The organism is Erwinia sp. S43 (assembly GCF_016624745.1).
GTDB classification, from domain to species: Bacteria; Pseudomonadota; Gammaproteobacteria; order Enterobacterales; family Enterobacteriaceae; genus Erwinia; species Erwinia coffeiphila.
The window spans coordinates 1-18,871 of sequence record NZ_JACVTX010000014.1 but is presented as its reverse complement, the minus strand read 5'-3'; the positions used below and the strand labels follow the sequence as shown (position 1 = coordinate 18,871).

The window sequence follows — 18,871 nt, the reverse complement described above, 5'->3', positions numbered from 1 at the left end:
GTAAATATTGATTTTTTTCACCGCAGCTCAACACCGCTCAATCCCTTACCAGCACTGACATTCTTTGATACTGACATCTCCCCGATCATTTTCAAATTCCACCTCAAGGGTTGCCTCTCAGTCTCAGTGTGCTACGGTATATATCGTTAATAACTAAACTGAAAGAAGAACCCCTATAAGAAAATTAATCAACCAGGAATTAATTAATGCATGGCAATTAAATTAGAAGTTAAGAATTTATATAAAGTATTTGGGGAACATCCCGAGCGGGCATTTAAGTATATTGATAAAGGGCTCAGCAAAGAGGCCATTCTGGAAAAAACCGGACTGTCTCTTGGCGTTAAGAACGCCAGTCTGGCCATTGAAGAAGGCGAGATTTTCGTCATCATGGGGCTCTCCGGTTCCGGCAAGTCCACCATGGTTCGCCTTCTCAATCGTCTGATTGAACCCACCCGCGGCCAGGTCATCATCGACGGCGAAGATATTGCCAAAATATCTGACAGTGAATTGCGCCAGGTTCGCCGAAATAAGATCAGCATGGTATTCCAGTCATTCGCGCTAATGCCGCATATGACGGTATTAAATAATACCGCTTTCGGCATGGAATTAGCGGGAACGCCGTTGCAGGAAAGACAGGAAAAAGCCCTGGAAGCACTGCGTCAGGTCGGACTGGAAAATTACGCGCATTCTTATCCTGATGAACTCTCCGGCGGTATGCGTCAGCGTGTTGGATTAGCCCGCGCTCTGGCGATTAATCCGGATATATTATTAATGGATGAAGCGTTCTCTGCTCTCGATCCATTAATTCGTACTGAGATGCAGGATGAGCTGGTAAAACTGCAATCGAAGCATCAGCGCACTATCGTATTTATCTCCCACGATCTTGATGAAGCCATGCGTATTGGCGACCGTATTGCGATTATGCAGGGCGGTGAAGTGGTGCAGGTCGGCACGCCGGATGAGATCCTCAATAACCCGGCCAATGACTATGTCCGCACCTTCTTCCGCGGCGTGGATATCAGCCAGGTATTCAGCGCAAAAGATATTGCCCGCCGCAGCGCCGCAGCGCTGATTCGTCAGGCTCCGGGCTTTGGCCCGCGTTCAGCAATCAAGCTGCTGCAGGATAACGACCGCGAGTACGGCTACGTGCTGGCGAAAGAAAAATTTATTGGCGTAGTTTCCACCGATTCCCTGAAAGCGGCTCTCGCCGCCGGAGAGGGGCTGAATCATGCACTACTGGAAAATCCTGCGGCGGTGCCGGGCGATACCTCGTTAAGCGATCTGCTGTCCCATGTGGCGCAGGCTCCCTGCGCGGTTCCGGTTACCGGCGAACAGGGTCAATACATCGGTATTATTTCCAAGGGCATGTTACTACAGGCATTAGATCGTGATGGAGGCCAACCATGAGCAAACAAACCAGTAATCCGTGGGATACCTCCACCAGCGCGGCCGATGGCGGCAATACAGCGGCCGCACCGGCTGACGGTAGCGCTGCTTCAGCCAGCAGCGATCCCTGGGGTGGCAGCACGGCAGCACCTGCCGATGGTGGCGCATCATCCAACGCACCGGCTGACGGTAGCGCAGCTTCCGCCAGCAGCGATCCCTGGGGTGGCAGTGCGGCAGCACCTGCCGACGGTGGCGCAACGTCTGGCAGCAGTGCTGCCCCTGCCGACGGCGGCAGCGCAGCGGGCGGAGATGCCTGGGGTGCGCCGGACGGTGGTCATGCAGCAGCCAGCGGCGGCAGCGACTGGCTGAACAGCGCGCCCGCTCCGCAGGTGGAACACTTCAATATTCTCGATCCGTTTCACAAAACGCTGATCCCACTGGATAGCTGGGTGACAAACGGCATCGACTGGGTAGTTTCTCACTTCCGTCCGCTGTTCCAGGGTATCCGCCTGCCGGTGGATTACATTCTGAGTGGATTTCAGCAGCTGTTAACGGGCATGCCCGCCCCGGTGGCCATCGTGCTGTTTGCGCTGATTGCCTGGCAGATGTCAGGCCTGGGAATGGGTATCGCCACGCTTATCTCGCTGGTCGCCATCGGGGCTATTGGTGCCTGGTCGCAGGCAATGGTCACCCTGGCGCTGGTGCTGACCGCACTGCTGTTTTGTATCGTCATCGGGCTCCCTCTGGGGATCTGGCTGGCACGCAGCGAGCGAGCGGCAAAAATTATCCGCCCGCTGCTGGATGCCATGCAGACGACACCGGCCTTTGTTTATCTGGTGCCGATCGTCATGCTGTTCGGTATCGGTAACGTCCCAGGCGTAGTCGTGACGATTATCTTTGCTCTGCCGCCGATCGTTCGTCTGACCATTCTTGGCATCAAGCAGGTGCCTGCCGATCTGATCGAGGCATCGGAATCGTTCGGTGCCAGCCCGCGCCAGATGCTGTTCAAAGTGCAGCTGCCGCTGGCGATGCCGACCATTATGGCCGGCGTGAACCAGACGCTGATGCTGGCCCTGTCGATGGTGGTGATCGCCTCAATGATTGCCGTCGGCGGTCTGGGCCAGATGGTCCTGCGCGGAATCGGTCGACTTGATATGGGTCTGGCTACCGTAGGCGGCGTCGGTATTGTGATTCTGGCGATTATCCTCGACCGTCTGACCCAGTCACTGGGCCGCGACGTTCGCAGCCGGGGTAACCGCCGCTGGTACGCCACCGGGCCACTCGGTCTGCTGACCCGTCCGTTTATCAAATAAGCTTTCGGCGGCATGACATCGTGCCGCCGCTCACCTCCCCACAATTAATGACAACCAGGAGTTACTATGCGCAAGACCGCACTGCTGGCCGCCGCGTTAACTACGCTGGCCGCCGCTCAGGTTTCCGCCGCCGATCTGCCGGGTAAAGGTATTACCGTTAAGCCGGTTCAGAGCACCATCAGCGAAGAGAGCTTCCAGACGCAGCTGGTCAGCCGCGCGCTGGAAAAACTGGGCTATACCGTAGACAGCACCAGCGAGGTGGATTACAACGTGGGTTACACCTCGATTGCCTCCGGTGATGCCACCTTTACCGCCGTTAACTGGCAGCCGCTGCACGACGATATGTATAAAGCCGCAGGCGGCGACGCAAAATTCTACCGTGAAGGTACCTACGTCCAGGGCGCTGCTCAGGGCTATCTGATCGACAAGAAAACCGCCGAGAAATACCACATTACGCGTATCGATCAGCTGAAAGACCCGAAACTGGCGAAGCTGTTTGATACCAACGGCGATGGCAAAGCGGATCTGACCGGCTGTACGCCTGGCTGGGGCTGTGAAGCGGTGATTAACCACCAGATTAAAGCCTTCAATCTCAGCAACAGCGTTGAGCATAATCAGGGCAACTACTCGGCAATGATCGCCGATACCATTACCCGCTTTAAAGAAGGTAAACCGATCCTGTATTACACCTGGACGCCGTACTGGGTCAGCGACGTGCTGGTGCCGGGCCGCGATGTAGTGTGGCTGCAGGTGCCGTTCTCCTCTATGCCTGGCGAGCAGAAAGATGTGGATACCAAGCTGCCTAACGGCGCGAACTATGGCTTCCCGGTGAACACCATGCACATTGTTGCTAACAAAGCCTGGGCGGAGAAAAACCCTGCCGCGGCGAAACTGTTCTCGGAAATGAAGCTGCCGATTGCCGATATCAACGCACAGAATGCACGTATGCACAGCGGCCAGGCTTCAGAAGCGGATATCAACGCCCACGTTGACGGCTGGATCAAAGCACACCAGGCGCTGTTCGATGGCTGGGTGAAGGACGCGCTGGCCGCAGCGAAATAAAGGCACATTAGCCGCTGCGAAATCATTTCGACAACGCGTTTTCAAGGGCCGCTCGTCTTCAACGAGCGGCCCTTTTATTTCGATCGCGCCATCCCCCCGATCTCACACTCCTCCCAGGCTGTAAAAGTCCGCATTGAGGGCAGTATTCACAGCGCGGAGAGCTCCGGGCGAACTGGTTTGTCCTGTTAATTATTCTGTGAGTGAAATAGTTTTTTAGGTTACTATTAGCCTATGAGATATTTCTTACCCCTGTTCTGGCTGCTATGAAATCCCCCCATACCGGACTGAATCCGGCGCTGGTTGCGCTGATGTCTGTCGCCACCGGTTTGTCCGTTGCCTGTAATTATTATGTTCAACCGCTGCTGGCAACCATTGCCCAGGCATTCGATCTCTCTTTCCATCAGGCCGGTTTTATCGTCACCACCGCTCAGCTTGGCTACGCCGCCGGGCTGCTGCTGCTGGTGCCACTGGGCGATATGCTTGAGCGGCGTGGTTTAATTGTCACCATGAGTCTGCTGGCGGCAGGCGGGATGGTCATTACCGCGCTCTCCCCAACGCTGCCGCTAATGCTGCTGGGAACCGTTCTCACCGGACTGTTTTCCGTGGTGGCGCAAATCCTTGTCCCTCTGGCCGCTACGCTGGCTGCACCGGAAAAACGCGGCCGGGTTGTTGGCACGGTAATGAGCGGGCTGCTGCTGGGGATACTGCTGGCGCGGACCGTTGCGGGCGGGCTGGCACAGCTGGGCGGCTGGCGTACCGTGTACTGGGTCGCCAGCGTGCTGATGGTCTGTATGTCTCTGGCCCTGTGGCGCTATCTGCCGCGCTATAAGCAATCGGTTTCGCTGAACTACGGCCAGCTGCTGGGTTCGATTTTCTCACTGTTTGCTCAGCACCCCATTCTGCGCACCCGGGCCATCACTGGTTGCCTGATTTTTGCTAACTTCAGCGTGCTCTGGACCTCAATGGCGTTTCTGCTCTCTTCGCCCGAATGGGGCTATTCCGAGGGCAAAATCGGTCTGCTGGGACTGGTCGGTGCGGCAGGAGCACTGGCAGCACGCCAGGCTGGCGCGCTGGCCGATAAAGGTAAAGCCCGGCTGACCACCAGCGTAGGACTGATACTTCTGCTGCTGTCGTGGGGAATCACAGCAGTTGGCGCTCACTCACTTATCGCACTGGTTATTGGCATTTTGCTGCTCGATCTGGCCGTTCAGGGTGTGCATATCACCAACCAGAGCGTGATCTATCGCCATATGCCGGAAGCGCGTAATCGTCTGACCTCAGGTTACATGACCTGCTACTTTATTGGTGGTGCCGCGGGCTCACTGCTTTCCGCATCGGCCTATCAGATGGCAGGCTGGTATGGCGTCTGCGTTTGTGGCGCTCTGTTAACCGTCGTTAATCTATTCAACTGGTGGCGAAACTCTAAGCATGAGTCTGCTTCAGCTGATTTTTTGAGTCAAAAATGAAGTTTTTTCAAGTATGACGGCCTGTTAACAGATTTCACACTCTGGTAATGTTAGACGCGATTTATTCAAGCTGGTTATTTTTTCACATGCAATTATTCAGCAACACAAGCGATACGGGCTATGACAGCTGAACAAAATTATCTTTCGGAAAATACAGATTTCCCACCTTCCAGCTGGCGCGAAGGTGTTATCGACAGTCTGCCAATCGTTATTGGCTACGTGCCGGTTGCCTTTGCGTTTGGACTGAATGCAACAAAGCTGGGCTTCACGCCGTTAGAAGCGATATTTTTTTCCTGCATTATCTATGCCGGAGCCAGCCAGTTTGTGATTACCGCACTGCTCAGCGCCGGAGCTTCCCTGTGGATCGCAGCACTAACCGTGATGGCGATGGATGTGCGACACATTCTTTACGGTCCTTCCCTGCGCCAGCGCATCACCCAAAAACTTAACCCACGTAAAACACCTTTTTGGGCATTTGGCCTGACTGATGAAGTCTTCGCCGCAGCGACCGCAAAACTTTACCGAGACAACCGTGGCTGGAGCGAAAACTGGATGCTGGGTATTGCCATCTGCTCCTGGTTTTCCTGGGTTGCCGGCACGGTTGCAGGCGCGTGGTCCGGTAACGGCCTTTTAGATGATTACCCCGCCGTTGAAGGCGCGCTGACCTTTATGCTACCCGCGCTGTTCCTGAGCTTTTTGCTGGCCTCGTTCCAGCGCCGACAGAGCTTTACCGTTATCGCCGCGCTGGCGGGCGCGCTGGCCGGAATGATGCTGTTCTCTATTCCGGTTGCCATTCTCAGCGGTATTGTTGCCGGCTGTCTGGCAGGACTGTTACCGCCGCCGGGCGGCAGGGAGCGCCCGTGAGTTCACAAATTCTTATACTCGGTGTGCTGGTAGGCCTGGTGAACTTCCTGTTTCGCTATCTGCCTCTGCGCCTGCACGGCAGGAACAAGGCCACCAGCATCAAGCGTGGCGTGACCGGCCTGCTGTTAGACAGTATCGGCATTGCCTCTATCTGCGCCCTGCTGATTGTCTCCAGCCTGCCCGATATTTTGCGGCATCCTGATCGATTAATTCCTACGCTGCTCGGTTTCGCCGTGCTGTGTATGACGTTCTATTTTTCGCGCAGCATTGTTTTATCAACGCTGCTCAGCGCCCTGGGTTATGGAGTGACCTGGAAATTACTGATGATGAGTGCGGCTTTGTGAACAGCCACCAACCGGGAAAGCGATCTTTCTCTAATGCCATCATCGTTACGACACCAGTTTCAATTAATGAGGTCCCTTTATAATGGAAAGTTCGTTTTCTCCCATTGAACAGATGCTTAATTTTCGAGCGAACCGTCAGAAAGATTTCCCGTTACAGGAGATCATGCTGACCCGTTTGTGTATGCATATGCAGAGCAAACTACTGGAAAACCGCAACAAGATGCTGAAGGCACAGGGAATTAACGAGACGCTGTTCATGGCGTTGATCACGCTGGATGCGCAGGAAGATCACAGCATTCAACCTTCCGAGCTGAGTTCAGCTCTCGGGTCTTCCCGTACAAACGCGACCCGTATCGCCGACGAACTGGAAAAACGTGGATGGATTGAACGCCGCGAGAGCGATAACGATCGCCGCTGTCTGCACCTGCATCTTACGCCTAAGGGCAATGATTTCCTGCGCCAGCTGCTGCCACCTCAGCATCAGAGCCTGCAGCTTCTGTGGTCATCGCTGAATGATTCCGAAAAATCTCAGCTGGAAGGCATTATCCGTAAATTATTAAATCGCCTTGATAAAATGGATGAAGAACAGGTTATCGCCTCACTTTCTCGTTAATTGAACCACTAATAGCATATTGTGCGACACACCCGTATCAGGGAATCGTTACTTTAAGCATCCAAAAATAAACTCATGCCAGCGCTAATCCCGCTGGCATTTTAGACTCAGGCTGTTGCTGACAGGATGTCCGGCGAACCTGAATGGCAAGAGAACGTGGAGAAAAACATGAGTGCAAACGCGGTCACGCAGGATCCGCAGCAGCCGAAAAATAAAAAAAAGACGCGCAAAGGCGCGCTGATTTTTCTGGCTGTGCTGTTCGTTATTATCGGGGTAGCCTATCTGACTTACTGGTTCCTGGTATTACGTCATTATCAGGAAACGGACGACGCCTACGTTGCCGGTAACCAGACCCAGGTTATGGCGCAGGTTTCAGGCAGCGTCAATAAAGTGTGGTTTGATGACACCGATTATGTGAAAAAAGGCGATGTCCTGATCACTCTGGATCGAACCGATGCCGAGCAGGCGTTTGAAAAAGCGCAAACGGCACTCGCAACCAGCGTTCGGCAAACCCATCAGCTCATTATCAACGGCAAGCAGTATCAGGCCACCATCGCACTGCAAAAAACGGCCCTGGAACAAGCGCAGGCAGATTTAAAGCGCCGTGAACCGCTGGGTGCCGCCAATCTGATTGGTCGTGAAGACCTGCAACACGCTCGTGATGCCGTGGCTACGGCTCAGGCTCAGCTCGATGTGGCTACCCAGCAGTACAATGCCAATCAGGCGATGATTCTGGATACCTCGCTGGAAAATCAGCCTGCCGTTAAGCAAAGCGCGGCCGAACTGCGCGATGCCTGGCTGGCCCTGCAGCGTACCAGCATAATCAGCCCGATTAATGGTTATGTTTCACGCCGCAGCGTACAGGTGGGTTCTCAGATCACCAGCGCTACACCACTGCTGGCCGTGGTTCCTGCTGATAATCTGTGGGTGGATGCTAACTTTAAAGAAACTCAGCTGGAAGGCGTGCGTATTGGCCAGTCCGCTACCGTGGTGAGTGATATCTACGGTGATGACGTGGTCTATCACGGTAAGGTCGTCGGCCTGGATATGGGCACCGGCAGTGTGTTCTCACTGCTGCCAGCGCAGAATGCGACCGGCAACTGGATCAAAGTGGTTCAGCGCCTGCCGGTGCGTATTGAGCTGGATGCGCAGGAAGTGGCAAAACATCCGCTGCGTATCGGTCTGTCTACACTGGTAAAAATTGATACCAGCAATCGTGACGGCGCGGTTCTGGCCACCAGCGTGCGCAGTAAACCTGCTTACGAAAGTGATGCGCTGGCGCTGGATCTGGCCCCGGCTAACGCCCTGATTGCCGATATCATCCGCGCGAATGCTAACTAAGCCAGCGGGAGGCTGTGATGGCACAAAAACCGCTTGAGGGCGCGCCACTGGTCCTGATGACCATTGCGCTGTCGCTGGCTACGTTTATGCAGGTTCTGGACTCCACGATTGCAAACGTGGCCATTCCAACGATTGCCGGTAACCTGGGGGCGTCAAACTCCCAGGGAACGTGGGTTATCACCTCGTTTGGCGTGGCAAACGCCATTTCGATCCCGATTACCGGCTGGCTGGCAAAGCGCATCGGCGAAGTGAAACTGTTCCTGTGGTCAACGGTGGCATTTGCCGTCGCCTCGTGGCTGTGCGGCATGTCGGAAAGCCTGAGCATGCTGATCTTCTTCCGCGTGATTCAGGGGATCGTTGCCGGTCCGCTTATCCCGCTCTCGCAGAGCCTGCTGCTCAGCAACTATCCTCCGGCGAAGCGCAGTATTGCACTATCGCTGTGGGCGATGACGGTGATCGTCGCGCCGATCTGCGGCCCGATTCTGGGCGGCTGGATCAGCGATAACTACCACTGGGGCTGGATCTTCTTTATCAACGTGCCGATTGGCGTTGCGGTGGTGGTGCTGACGCTGCAAACGCTGCGCAATCGCGAGACGCCAACGGTGATCCGACCGATTGATACTGTCGGTCTGGTGCTGCTGGTTGTCGGCGTCGGCTGTCTGCAGGTGATGCTAGACCGGGGTAAAGAGCTGGACTGGTTTAGTTCCCCGGAGATTATTACGCTGACGGTGGTCGCCGTGGTGGCTCTGGTTGTCCTACTGGTTTGGGAACTGACCGACGATCATCCGATTGTGGATCTGTCGCTATTTAAGTCGCGCAATTTCACCATTGGCTGTCTGTCGATCAGCCTCGCCTATATGCTCTACTTTGGTTCTATCGTTCTGCTACCGCAGCTGTTGCAGGAGGTGTATGGCTATACCGCCACCTGGGCAGGATTGGCGTCGGCCCCGGTTGGGATCATCCCGGTGATTCTGTCGCCGATTATCGGCCGTTTCGCCCATAAGCTGGATATGCGACGGCTGGTGACCTTCAGCTTTATTGTTTACGCGATATGCTTCTACTGGCGTGCGTACACTTTCGAGCCGGGGATGGATTTTGCCGCATCGGCGTGGCCGCAGTTTATTCAGGGCTTTGCCGTGGCCTGCTTCTTTATGCCGCTCACCACGATAACCTTATCCGGCCTGCCGCCGGAGAGGCTGGCGGCGGCATCAAGCCTGTCTAACTTTACCCGTACGCTGGCCGGTTCGATTGGTACATCGATCACCACGACCATGTGGACTGACCGTGAGTCGCTACACCATGCCCATCTTACCGAGTCCGTAACGCCCTACAGCGCCAATACTCAGGAGATGTACAGCAAGCTGGAGCAGTTAGGCATGAGCCACGATCAGGCATCCGCTTATCTGGCGCAGCAGATCACCAACCAGGGATTGATTATCTCCGCCAATGAGATTTTCTGGGCATCTGCCGGGGTGTTCCTGATCCTGCTGATATTGGTGTGGTTCGCCCGCCCTCCGTTTGGTGCCGGAGGCGGCGGCGGCGGCGCGCATTAAAAAAGGCGGCCGGTGAACCGGCCGCCTTCAGCGATATTTTCAAGGGCGGATAAGACTATCCGCCTTTTTTATGGCATTACGCCTTGTTCTGGCGCCACCATTCGGCAAGCAGAATACCGGTTGCTACGGAAACGTTCAGACTTTCCACGTTGCCCGTTCCACCGATCGATACGCTCAGATCGCCCTGCTGGAAAGTGCTGTCTGACAGACCATCACGCTCCTGACCGAGAACCAGGACCATTTTCGCCGGCAGTTCTGCCTGCGACAGGGAAGTCCCTTTATGACTGGATGTGGTAACGATGGTGTAGCCTGCACGGCGGAATGCATCCAGACCCACGGCAAAGCTCTCATCGGTGATCGCCTGCACATGCTCAGCGCCGCCTTCGGCGGTTCGCACTGCCGCACCGGATTCCAGCAGCGCCGCGTCGTCCACCAGCACGCCTTTTGCACCGAAGTGCGCGCAGCTACGCATGATGCCACCAAGATTGTGCGGGTTACCGATGCCTTCCAGCGCCAGCACACAATCTTTTTGATCGGCTTTAGCCAGCCACTCGCTCACCGGCGTGCCAACGCGCTTCTTAATCAGGAAGCACACGCCGCCGTGGTGTTCAGTACCGGACGCTTTTTGCAGCTCGGCTTCATCAACGGTGTGATAAGCCTTACGATTTGCCGCCATCCACTTTAATGCATCACGGAAACGTGGCGTTACGCTCTGCACAAACCAGGCGCGTACGATGCACTCCGGACGGCTCTGGAACAGCGCCTGACAGGCATTTTCGCCATACACGCGAGTCTCTTCCATACGCTGACGGCGCAGCTGTTCCGGATCAATAAAGCTTTTACCGCTGATACCACCATGATCCGGTTTATCCGCATCTGGCGTGGTATTGGGTGCACGGGAAACGGTGCGCCACGGAGAGTCAGAACGCCCTTCGCTGCGATCGCGCCCGCCGCGTGGCTTACTGTCAGCATGACGAGATGGACGCCGCGCGTCATCCTGACGAGGGCCTTTACCGGTGCGAGGATTATATCCACCCTTGCTGCCGCCGCCTTCATCATCACTGCGGACATACATCACTTTAACCTTGCTGCTTTTACCTTTCGATTCGTCGTTCATTTTTCCTCCACCTGGGCTGAGCGCGAAGCGCGCAGATTACCTGATGTGGCAACAGTTAGCTATCAACTTCCAATAAAAGCCGCCGTTCGGCAAATATCGCCAGTGCAGCCGCGCGTTTTGTATCCTGAAGCGTATGAGACATTACCTATTATATCCATTGAACAAATCTCTTTGTTGCCAGGATTCTCGCCCCTCATAATAACAGGACTATAACGATCAATGAGGTAAGTGAACGCTTACCCTTTCGCCGATCTGCGAGGTAAATGATGAATACAGTTTGTGTATCCTGCCAGGCAACCAATCGCGTGCCTGAAGAGCGTATTACCGATGGTGCGAAATGCGGTCGCTGCGGTGACCCGCTGTTTGATGGCCAGGTGATTAATGCCACTGCCGATACGCTGGATAAATATCTACAGGACGATCTGCCGGTAGTCATTGATTTCTGGGCTCCGTGGTGCGGGCCGTGCGTGAACTTCGCACCGGTTTATGAAACCGTAGCAAAAGAACGCAGCGGTAAAGTACGCTTCCTGAAAGTGAATACCGAGGCCGAACAGCAGCTGAGCGCACGCTTCCGCATCCGCAGCATTCCTACCATCATGGTCTTTAAGCAGGGTCAGATGGCAGATATGCTCAGCGGCGCAATGCCGAAAGCGCCGTTCGACCAGTGGCTTGATGAAAACATCTAGGCCTGTGCCGATATCCTGTTGGAAAAAAGGATGTACTGAGGACCAGTAATTAGGTCTTCACCCTACTGCGTTACCAAGGCCGGGCACGCCCGGCCAGAATCCGCTAGAATAGCGTTTTTTGCTGATGATCTCTGATGACCGATAACGCCGTCCTTCGTCTGCGCGCCGCACGACTTGCCCGCGCCACCCGCCCGTTCCTTGCCCGTGGTAACCGCATCAAACGCTGCCAGCGCTGCCTGCTGCCGCAGAAGAACTGCCTGTGCGCCACGCTCGAACCGCAGCAGGCCCGCAGCCGCTTTTGTCTGGTGATGTTCGACAGCGAGCCGATGAAACCCAGCAACACCGGGCGGCTGATTGCCGATATCCTGCCGGATACCGAGGCGTTTGGCTGGTCACGCACGGAGCCCGATCCCGACCTGCTCCGGGCTGTTCAGAATCCCGACTTCCAGCCAATGGTGGTTTTTCCGCAGTCTTACGCCGATACCGATCGTCCGGTGCTGAATACTCCGCCGCTCAGCGGCAAGCCGCCGCTGTTTATTATGCTGGACGGCACCTGGACTGAAGCGCGGAAAATGTTTCGCAAAAGCCCGTGGCTCGATGACCTGCCGGTGATGTCGCTAACGCTGACCCGCCCTTCAAACTATCTGTTACGCGAGTCGCACGGCGAGGGCCAGCACTGTACCGCTGAAGTCGCCGCAGAACTGCTGTTACAGGCCGGAGATACCGCTGCCGGTGAAGCGCTGTTCCGCCATTTCGATCTGTTCCGCCAGCGTTATCTGGCCGGGAAACCGCACCACCCTCTGTATCAGGCTTCCGTTGAGAATGTTGATGAAGAATCGCAAATTCTGCCCACGATCAATTAACTGATACGCAGCGCAGCATCTTCTCGCCGCCCGGAGTAGAATCAAAATACGTTACTGCAGGGTAGCGGATAATTTCTCGAAGGGAGCGGAGATGAGTCAACGCGGTTTAGAAGCACTGTTGCGACCGAAATCGATCGCCGTGATCGGAGCCTCCACCCGGCCCGAACGCGCCGGATATCTGATGATGCGTAATCTGCTGGCGGGCGGGTTCAGCGGACCGGTACTGCCAGTGACGCCAAAATATCAGGCAGTTTGCGGCGTACTGGCCTGGCCTGATATTGCCAGCCTGCCGCTTTCCCCGGACCTCGCCATTATCTGCACTCACGCCCGGCGTAATCTGGAGCTGCTGACCGCGCTCGGCGAACGTGGCTGTAAAGCCTGCATTATTCTCTCCGCGCCCGCCAGCCAGCTCGCCGAGCTGGAAGCCTGCGCCAGCCGCTGGCAAATCCGCCTGCTTGGCCCGAACAGCCTTGGGCTGCTGGCCCCGTGGCAGGGGCTGAATGCCAGTTTCTCCCCGGTGCCGATTCTTAAAGGCAAGCTGGCTTTTATCTCACAGTCGGCGGCAGTGTCAAACACGATTCTCGACTGGGCGCAGCAGCGCCAGCTTGGCTTCTCCTGGTTTATAGCACTGGGCGACAGCCTGGATATCGATGCCGACGATCTGCTCGACTTCCTGGCGCGCGATGGCAAAACCAGCGCGATTTTGCTCTATCTGGAGCATCTTAGCGATGCGCGCCGCTTTGTTTCTGCCGCCCGCAGCGCATCGCGTAATAAACCGATTCTGGTGATCAAAAGTGGCCGCAGCCCTCACGCCAACCAGCTGCTGAAGTCCCATGGCGGAATGGATGCCGCCTGGGATGCGGCCATTCAGCGCGCCGGTCTGCTGCGCGTGCAGGATACTCACGAACTGTTTTCAGCAGTGGAAACGCTCAGCCATATGCGCCCGCTGCGCGGCGAACGGCTGATGATTGTCAGCAACGGCGGCGCGCCCTCCGCGCTGGCGCTGGACGAGCTGTACGACCGCAACGGCAAGCTGGCAACGCTGAGTGAGTCTTTACTTACTGAACTCGGTGAGCGGCTCCCGGAAGGGATTACACCGGGTAACCCGCTGGATTTAAAAGATGACGCCACGCCGGAGCGCTATTTGCAGGCGCTGTCGCTATTGCTCGACAGCCATGACGTTGATGCCCTGCTGATCATTCATGCGCCCAGCGCCGTTGCGCCACCGACGCTAACGGCTCAGCGGGTGATTGAGCTGGTGAAACAGCATCCGCGCGGCAGGCAGATAACGCTGCTGACTAACTGGTGTGGCGAACATTCTTCCCAGGAAGCCCGAAGACTGTTCAGCGATGCCGGTATCCCCACCTATCGTACACCGGAAGGGACGGTGACGGCCTTTATGCATATGGTTGAGTACCGGCGTAACCAGAAGCAGCTGCGTGAAACCCCGGCTCTGCCCGCGAACCTCACCGCCAATACCAGTGATGCTCATCAGTTGATCCAGCAGGCGCTGGAAAATGGTGCCACCACGCTGGATACGCATGAAGTACAGCCAATTCTCCAGTCCTACGGGCTGAATACGCTTCCGACCTGGATTGCCGGCGATAGCAGTGAAGCGGTACAGATCGCCACGCAGATTGGCTATCCGGTGGCGCTGAAGCTGCGCTCGCCGGATATCCGCCATAAGTCAGAAGTCCAGGGGGTGATGCTGTATCTCCGGACTTCGACCGAGGTGCAGCAGGCAGCCGAGGCGATTATCGATCGCGTCAGGCTGACTTCGCCGCAGGCACGCATTCACGGCCTGCTGGTACAAAGTATGGCGAACCGTGCCGGGGCGCAGGAATTGCGAATTGTGGTTGAGCAGGACCCGCTATTCGGTCCGGTGATTATGCTGGGTGAAGGCGGTATCTCCTGGCAGGGTGACCGCCAGGCAGTGGTGGCACTGCCGCCGCTGAATATGACGCTGGCGCGCTATCTGGTGATTCAGGCGATTAAAAGCGGCAAGATCCGCGGACGTAGTGCGCTACATCCGCTTGATATCGTTGGCCTGAGCCAGGTGCTGGTTCAGGTGTCTGACCTGATTGTCGACTGCCCGCAGATTGTTCGTCTGGATATTCACCCCCTGCTGGCCACAGGCAACGAGTTTACCCTGCTGGACGTAACGCTTCAGCTGGCGGAGTTTCACGGTGATGCGGAAGACCGTCTGACCATCCGTCCCTATCCGCATGCGCTGGAAGAGACAATCGTCCTGAAGAATGGACAAGAGTGCCTCTTCAGGCCCATTCTTCCAGAGGACGAACCTCTGCTACAGCAGTTTATCGCTCAGGTAACCAAAGAAGATCTCTACTATCGCTACTTCAGCGAGATCAATGAGTTCACCCATGATGATTTGGCTAACATGACGCAAATCGACTACGATCGGGAAATGGCGATTGTTGCCATCCGTCAGCATAATGGACTGGATGAGATTATCGGTGTAACCCGCGCAATTTCAGATGCGGACAATATCGACGCGGAGTTTTCCGTCCTGGTGCGCTCCGATCTGAAAGGCCTTGGGCTTGGCCGACGCCTGCTGGAGAAAATGATTGTTTACACCCGCGATCACGGCCTGCAGCAGTTAAATGGTATTACGATGCCGCGTAATCAGGGCATGCTGGCACTGGCACGCAAACTGGGGTTTGTCGTCGACGTGCAGTTGGAAGACGATATTGTTGGTCTGTCGCTGCCGCTGCGCGAACAGGAAGGCGGCAATGAAAAGTAAATCTAACGCCTTTCGCACAAACTAATGGTATTATTCTCGGTTAGGGTCATGATTTTACGGATAAAGGCCATTCAATGAACAGAGAAGAAACGCACTGTGATGTTGTCAAATTTTAAACGCAATAAACACCAACAGCACCTTGCGCAACTGCCTAAACTTTCTCAGTCAGTTGCTGATTTCGCCACGCTGTATTCTCCTGCGGATTTTCGCCAGACGCTGCTGGAAAAAATCGCGACGGCGACACGGCGTATCTGCATCGTGGCTCTCTATCTGGAAAATGATGAAGGCGGCCAGGCGATTCTCTCAGCGCTTTACGCGGCTAAACGGCTGCGGCCCACGCTGGATATTTGCGTCCTGGTCGACTGGCACCGCGCTCAGCGCGGCCGAATCGGCGCAGCGGCTTCCGCAACGAATGCAGACTGGTACTGTGAAATGGCCAGTCAGAACGAAGATATTGCGATCCCGGTTTACGGCATTCCGGTCAACACCCGCGAAGCTTTGGGCGTGCTGCACCTGAAAGGTTCGATTATCGATGATACGGTGCTGTATACCGGTGCCAGCTTCAACGATGTCTATCTGCATCAGCGTGACCGATACCGCTATGACCGCTATCAGCTCATTACCAACCGTGAGCTGGCCGATACGATGTTCAGATGGATCGATAAAAATCTGATCCAGGCCGAAGCCGTTCACCGCCTGGATCGTCACCAGCGACCTAAAAGCCCGGAAATCAAAAATGAAACCCGCCAGTTCCGCCAGGATCTGCGTGGTTTTGACTATCAGTTCACCGGCAACGCCAACAATGAGCAGCTTGCGGTCACCCCACTGGTTGGGCTGGGTAAACGCAGTCTGCTGAATAAAACCATCTACCATCTGATGCCCTGCGCCGAGCGCAAGCTGACGATCTGCACCCCCTACTTCAACCTGCCGGCGATTCTGGTTCGAAACATTATCTGGCTGCTGCGCCGGGGCAAAGAGGTTGAGATTATCGTTGGCGATAAGACGGCGAATGATTTCTATATCCCTGAAGATCAGCCATTTAAGATTATCGGTGCGCTGCCCTATCTGTACGAAATCAACCTGCGCCGCTTCCTTAGCCGCCTGCAGTATTACATTGATGTCGGGCAGCTTACCGTGCGTTTATGGAAAGACGGCGAGAACAGTTATCACCTTAAGGGACTCTGGGTAGATGATGAATGGATTATGGTCACCGGCAATAACCTGAATCCACGCGCCTGGCGCCTCGATCTGGAAAATGCGGTCCTGATCCACGATCCTCTCCAGCAGCTGACTGAACAGCGCGATCGCGAACTTAGCCTGATCCGTCAGCATACCACCGTGGTTGAGCACTTCCGCGATCTGGAAAGCATTGCCGATTATCCAGTTAAGGTCCGTAAGCTGATCCGTCGTCTGCGGCGCATTCGCATTGACCGACTGATTAGCAGAATTCTGTAGTGTCTGACCTGTTATACAGCCTCGTTTTTACGGGGCTTTTTTAACCGGAGCGAATATGCGCATCTGTTTTCCCCTGGTTTTGCTTTGCTGTAGCGGCTGCACTCATCTGGCCCAGGATGAATGGACCGGGCGTGATAAGGCTCAGCATTTTATCTCTTCCGCCTTTCTGGCGGCAGCGGGAAATGCCTACGGTGAACGACAAAACTGGAGCGAAGGACGTAGTGCAAGTTTTGGCCTGACGTTTGCCATCTCCCTTGGTGCGGCGAAAGAGCTGTACGACAGTCGGGAAGGCGGAACCGGATGGAGCTGGAAAGATTTTACCTGGGATTTAGCCGGTGCTGCCACCGGCTATACGTTATGGAATATCGGCCACTAGTTACAGCTTAAGACCCTTGCCCCGCTTATGTAGCATCAGTGACACCAGGAAAGTCACCGCGCCCATCAGGGAGACGTACCAGAAGAAAGTGGTTTCACTGCCCACCGCCTTCAGCGACAGAGCTACGTATTCCGCAGATCCCCCGAACAACGCATTGGCCACCGCATAGGACAGCCCTACCCCCAGCGCCCTGACTTCTGGCGGGAACATCTCAGCCTTCAGGATGCCGCTAATTGAGGTGTAAAAACTGGTGATTACCAGCGCCAGCATCACTAAAACGAACGCGATGATCGGATCGTGTACGCTTTGCAATAACGTCAGGATCGGCACCGTGCAAACCGCAGCCAGCCCGCCAAAGATCAGCATGGAGCTCCTGCGGCCAATTTTATCCGATAAGCCGCCGATAACAGGCTGCAGCAGCATAAATACAAACAGCGCGGCGGTCATCAAGCCACTGGCCGTCTTATGATCCATACCGGACGTGTTGACCAGATATTTCTGCATGTAGGTGGTGAAGGTATAAAAGCTGAGTGAACCACCTGCGGTAAAACCCAGTACCATAATGAACGCACGGCGATGCTTCCATAATCCCTTCAGCGATCCGGCATCTTTACTCTCGCGTGAGGCGCTGTCTGAGGTTTCATTCAGTGAACGGCGCAGATAAAGTGCCACGATGGCCAGCGCCGCGCCCAGGGCAAATGGAATACGCCAACCCCAGCTGCGCAGTTCCTGATCGGAGAGAATTTGCTGGAGCACGACCACCGTCAGAAGAGCCATTAGCTGACCACCGATCAGCGTAACATACTGAAAAGAAGCGTAAAAACCCTTACGCCCTTCTGCCGCAACTTCACTCATGTAGGTTGCGCTGGTGCCATATTCTCCCCCCACTGATAACCCCTGGAACAGACGCGCCAGCAGTAGCAGCGCAGGAGCCCAGACGCCAATGGTATCGTAGCCCGGCAAACAGGCGATAACCAGCGAACCAAAGCACATCATGCAGACGGAAATCAGCATAGAGGTCTTGCGCCCGTGCTTGTCACCAATGTAACCAAACAGCCAGCCGCCGATCGGCCGCATCAGGAATCCCGCGGCAAAAATACCGGCAGTCTGTAACAGCTGGGTAGTTGGATTGCCCGAGGGGAAGAAAATATGAGCAAAATAGAGCGAACAGAATGAATAAACGTAGAAATCAAACCATTCAACCAGGTTGCCGGACGATGCTCCGACAATCGCCCAGATTCGTTGCCGTGCAGTCAGTGTGTCTCCCTGCTGCTTTTCGGTAATTGAGTCCATGTAAAATCCTCGTAAGTTTTCCTCGCCAACTTTAGTGCCAAAGAAAGCTATTGGTAGTGATGATGATGTGTTTATAACATTATGATTTATATGGCATATAGCCTTTTAGACGCAGCCCGATTATGGCACAACCTGAGGAAATTATTCGGACATCTAATGCAGTGGATTTAGCGATTTTTACTGTTCTGAGTGGTGAAAAGGTTGAGTAACAATGTCTTATTCGGAGTGGTTAACGTTGTTAGGAACTGGCAGAAGACAGGTACACGGATAGTAAAAAATGGATACCTGTACCGTGGGGAGTTCGTCAAGGGAGTATTGATAACGCGTAAACGCAAAAAGGCCATCCGTGAGGATGGCCTTCTGCTTTATTTGATGCCT

The 18,871-nt window shown here is 55.2% G+C and carries 16 protein-coding genes; 14 read left to right on the top strand and 2 right to left on the bottom strand.

Translation table 11 applies throughout. The annotated features are described in order from the left end of the window. Positions 1-210 precede the first annotated feature (210 nt). The 9 genes from proV to emrB all read left to right on the top strand — a co-directional run bounded on the left by proV (position 211) and on the right by emrB (position 9,942). Entirely contained in the window at positions 211-1,407 is a 1,197-nt protein-coding gene (gene proV / locus IBT47_RS16470; protein ID WP_200561512.1) for a glycine betaine/L-proline ABC transporter ATP-binding protein ProV, read from the top strand. After that, positions 1,404-2,699: a glycine betaine/L-proline ABC transporter permease ProW gene (gene proW, locus IBT47_RS16465; RefSeq protein ID WP_200561510.1), complete on the top strand. Its 1,296-nt coding sequence runs from the start codon at positions 1,404-1,406 to the stop codon at positions 2,697-2,699. The genes proV and proW overlap by 4 nt, the downstream gene beginning before the upstream one ends. A gap of 66 nt (positions 2,700-2,765) precedes the next feature. Further along, a complete protein-coding gene (gene proX / locus IBT47_RS16460) occupies positions 2,766-3,761 on the top strand; it encodes a glycine betaine/L-proline ABC transporter substrate-binding protein ProX (RefSeq protein WP_200561508.1) in 996 nt (331 codons plus the stop codon). Between the two features lie 263 nt (positions 3,762-4,024). Beyond that, entirely contained in the window at positions 4,025-5,227 is a 1,203-nt protein-coding gene (locus IBT47_RS16455; RefSeq protein WP_200561506.1) for an MFS transporter, read from the top strand. Between the two features lie 120 nt (positions 5,228-5,347). Further along, a complete protein-coding gene (locus tag IBT47_RS16450; RefSeq protein ID WP_200561503.1) occupies positions 5,348-6,091 on the top strand; it encodes an AzlC family ABC transporter permease in 744 nt (247 codons plus the stop codon). Further along, on the top strand, positions 6,088-6,435 hold the full coding sequence (ygaH, locus tag IBT47_RS16445; protein ID WP_105593134.1) for an L-valine transporter subunit YgaH: 348 nt from the start codon (positions 6,088-6,090) through the stop codon (positions 6,433-6,435). Before IBT47_RS16450 ends, ygaH begins: the two co-directional genes overlap by 4 nt. Before the next feature lie 82 nt (positions 6,436-6,517). Continuing rightward, positions 6,518-7,048, top strand: coding sequence for a transcriptional repressor MprA (mprA, locus tag IBT47_RS16440; protein WP_105593133.1), 531 nt, complete (start codon positions 6,518-6,520; stop codon positions 7,046-7,048). A 168-nt stretch (positions 7,049-7,216) separates the two neighbouring features. Then, positions 7,217-8,389: a multidrug efflux MFS transporter periplasmic adaptor subunit EmrA gene (gene emrA, locus IBT47_RS16435; protein ID WP_200561501.1), complete on the top strand. Its 1,173-nt coding sequence runs from the start codon at positions 7,217-7,219 to the stop codon at positions 8,387-8,389. Between the two features lie 14 nt (positions 8,390-8,403). Further along, the gene (gene emrB / locus IBT47_RS16430) at positions 8,404-9,942 is read left to right on the top strand and encodes a multidrug efflux MFS transporter permease subunit EmrB (RefSeq protein WP_105593132.1); all 1,539 of its coding nucleotides are present in this window, start codon (positions 8,404-8,406) and stop codon (positions 9,940-9,942) included. Between the two features lie 76 nt (positions 9,943-10,018). Here emrB and IBT47_RS16425 read toward each other — a convergent pair whose 3' ends face one another. Next, positions 10,019-11,059 carry a tRNA/rRNA methyltransferase gene (locus IBT47_RS16425; RefSeq protein WP_200561499.1) on the bottom strand — a complete coding sequence of 347 codons (1,041 nt, stop codon included), beginning with the start codon at positions 11,057-11,059 and terminating at the stop codon, positions 10,019-10,021. A gap of 266 nt (positions 11,060-11,325) precedes the next feature. Here IBT47_RS16425 and trxC point away from each other — a divergent pair, with 266 nt between their 5' ends. The 5 genes from trxC (at position 11,326) to IBT47_RS16400 (ending at position 17,200) form a co-directional block, all read left to right on the top strand. Then, on the top strand, positions 11,326-11,745 hold the full coding sequence (gene trxC / locus IBT47_RS16420) for a thioredoxin TrxC (RefSeq protein WP_105593345.1): 420 nt from the start codon (positions 11,326-11,328) through the stop codon (positions 11,743-11,745). Between the two features lie 134 nt (positions 11,746-11,879). Continuing rightward, positions 11,880-12,608, top strand: coding sequence for a tRNA-uridine aminocarboxypropyltransferase (locus IBT47_RS16415; protein WP_200561497.1), 729 nt, complete (start codon positions 11,880-11,882; stop codon positions 12,606-12,608). A 91-nt stretch (positions 12,609-12,699) separates the two neighbouring features. Beyond that, positions 12,700-15,369 carry a bifunctional acetate--CoA ligase family protein/GNAT family N-acetyltransferase gene (locus IBT47_RS16410; RefSeq protein WP_200561495.1) on the top strand — a complete coding sequence of 890 codons (2,670 nt, stop codon included), beginning with the start codon at positions 12,700-12,702 and terminating at the stop codon, positions 15,367-15,369. A 99-nt stretch (positions 15,370-15,468) separates the two neighbouring features. Further along, complete coding sequence (pssA, locus tag IBT47_RS16405; RefSeq protein ID WP_234471941.1) at positions 15,469-16,824, top strand: CDP-diacylglycerol--serine O-phosphatidyltransferase; 1,356 nt, start codon at positions 15,469-15,471, stop codon at positions 16,822-16,824. Between the two features lie 55 nt (positions 16,825-16,879). Next, a complete protein-coding gene (locus IBT47_RS16400; protein WP_200561491.1) occupies positions 16,880-17,200 on the top strand; it encodes a YfiM family lipoprotein in 321 nt (106 codons plus the stop codon). Here IBT47_RS16400 and IBT47_RS16395 read toward each other — a convergent pair whose 3' ends face one another. After that, a complete protein-coding gene (locus IBT47_RS16395; protein WP_200561489.1) occupies positions 17,201-18,493 on the bottom strand; it encodes an MFS transporter in 1,293 nt (430 codons plus the stop codon). Between the last annotated feature and the right edge of the window lie 378 nt (positions 18,494-18,871).

What these genes read in the sequence shown, in the direction of transcription:
- IBT47_RS16450 (WP_200561503.1), top strand. Translation starts at nt 5,348, where the DNA reads ATGACAGCTGAACAAAATTATCTTTCGGAAAATACAGATTTCCCACCT.
- emrA (WP_200561501.1), top strand. Translation starts at nt 7,217, where the DNA reads ATGAGTGCAAACGCGGTCACGCAGGATCCGCAGCAGCCGAAAAATAAA.
- IBT47_RS16455 (WP_200561506.1), top strand. Translation starts at nt 4,025, where the DNA reads ATGAAATCCCCCCATACCGGACTGAATCCGGCGCTGGTTGCGCTGATG.
- IBT47_RS16415 (WP_200561497.1), top strand. Translation starts at nt 11,880, where the DNA reads ATGACCGATAACGCCGTCCTTCGTCTGCGCGCCGCACGACTTGCCCGC.
- IBT47_RS16410 (WP_200561495.1), top strand. Translation starts at nt 12,700, where the DNA reads ATGAGTCAACGCGGTTTAGAAGCACTGTTGCGACCGAAATCGATCGCC.
- proX (WP_200561508.1), top strand. Translation starts at nt 2,766, where the DNA reads ATGCGCAAGACCGCACTGCTGGCCGCCGCGTTAACTACGCTGGCCGCC.
- pssA (WP_234471941.1), top strand. Translation starts at nt 15,469, where the DNA reads ATGTTGTCAAATTTTAAACGCAATAAACACCAACAGCACCTTGCGCAA.
- IBT47_RS16425 (WP_200561499.1), bottom strand. Translation starts at nt 11,059, where the DNA reads ATGAACGACGAATCGAAAGGTAAAAGCAGCAAGGTTAAAGTGATGTAT.
- proW (WP_200561510.1), top strand. Translation starts at nt 1,404, where the DNA reads ATGAGCAAACAAACCAGTAATCCGTGGGATACCTCCACCAGCGCGGCC.
- mprA (WP_105593133.1), top strand. Translation starts at nt 6,518, where the DNA reads ATGGAAAGTTCGTTTTCTCCCATTGAACAGATGCTTAATTTTCGAGCG.
- proV (WP_200561512.1), top strand. Translation starts at nt 211, where the DNA reads ATGGCAATTAAATTAGAAGTTAAGAATTTATATAAAGTATTTGGGGAA.
- trxC (WP_105593345.1), top strand. Translation starts at nt 11,326, where the DNA reads ATGAATACAGTTTGTGTATCCTGCCAGGCAACCAATCGCGTGCCTGAA.
- IBT47_RS16395 (WP_200561489.1), bottom strand. Translation starts at nt 18,493, where the DNA reads ATGGACTCAATTACCGAAAAGCAGCAGGGAGACACACTGACTGCACGG.
- IBT47_RS16400 (WP_200561491.1), top strand. Translation starts at nt 16,880, where the DNA reads ATGCGCATCTGTTTTCCCCTGGTTTTGCTTTGCTGTAGCGGCTGCACT.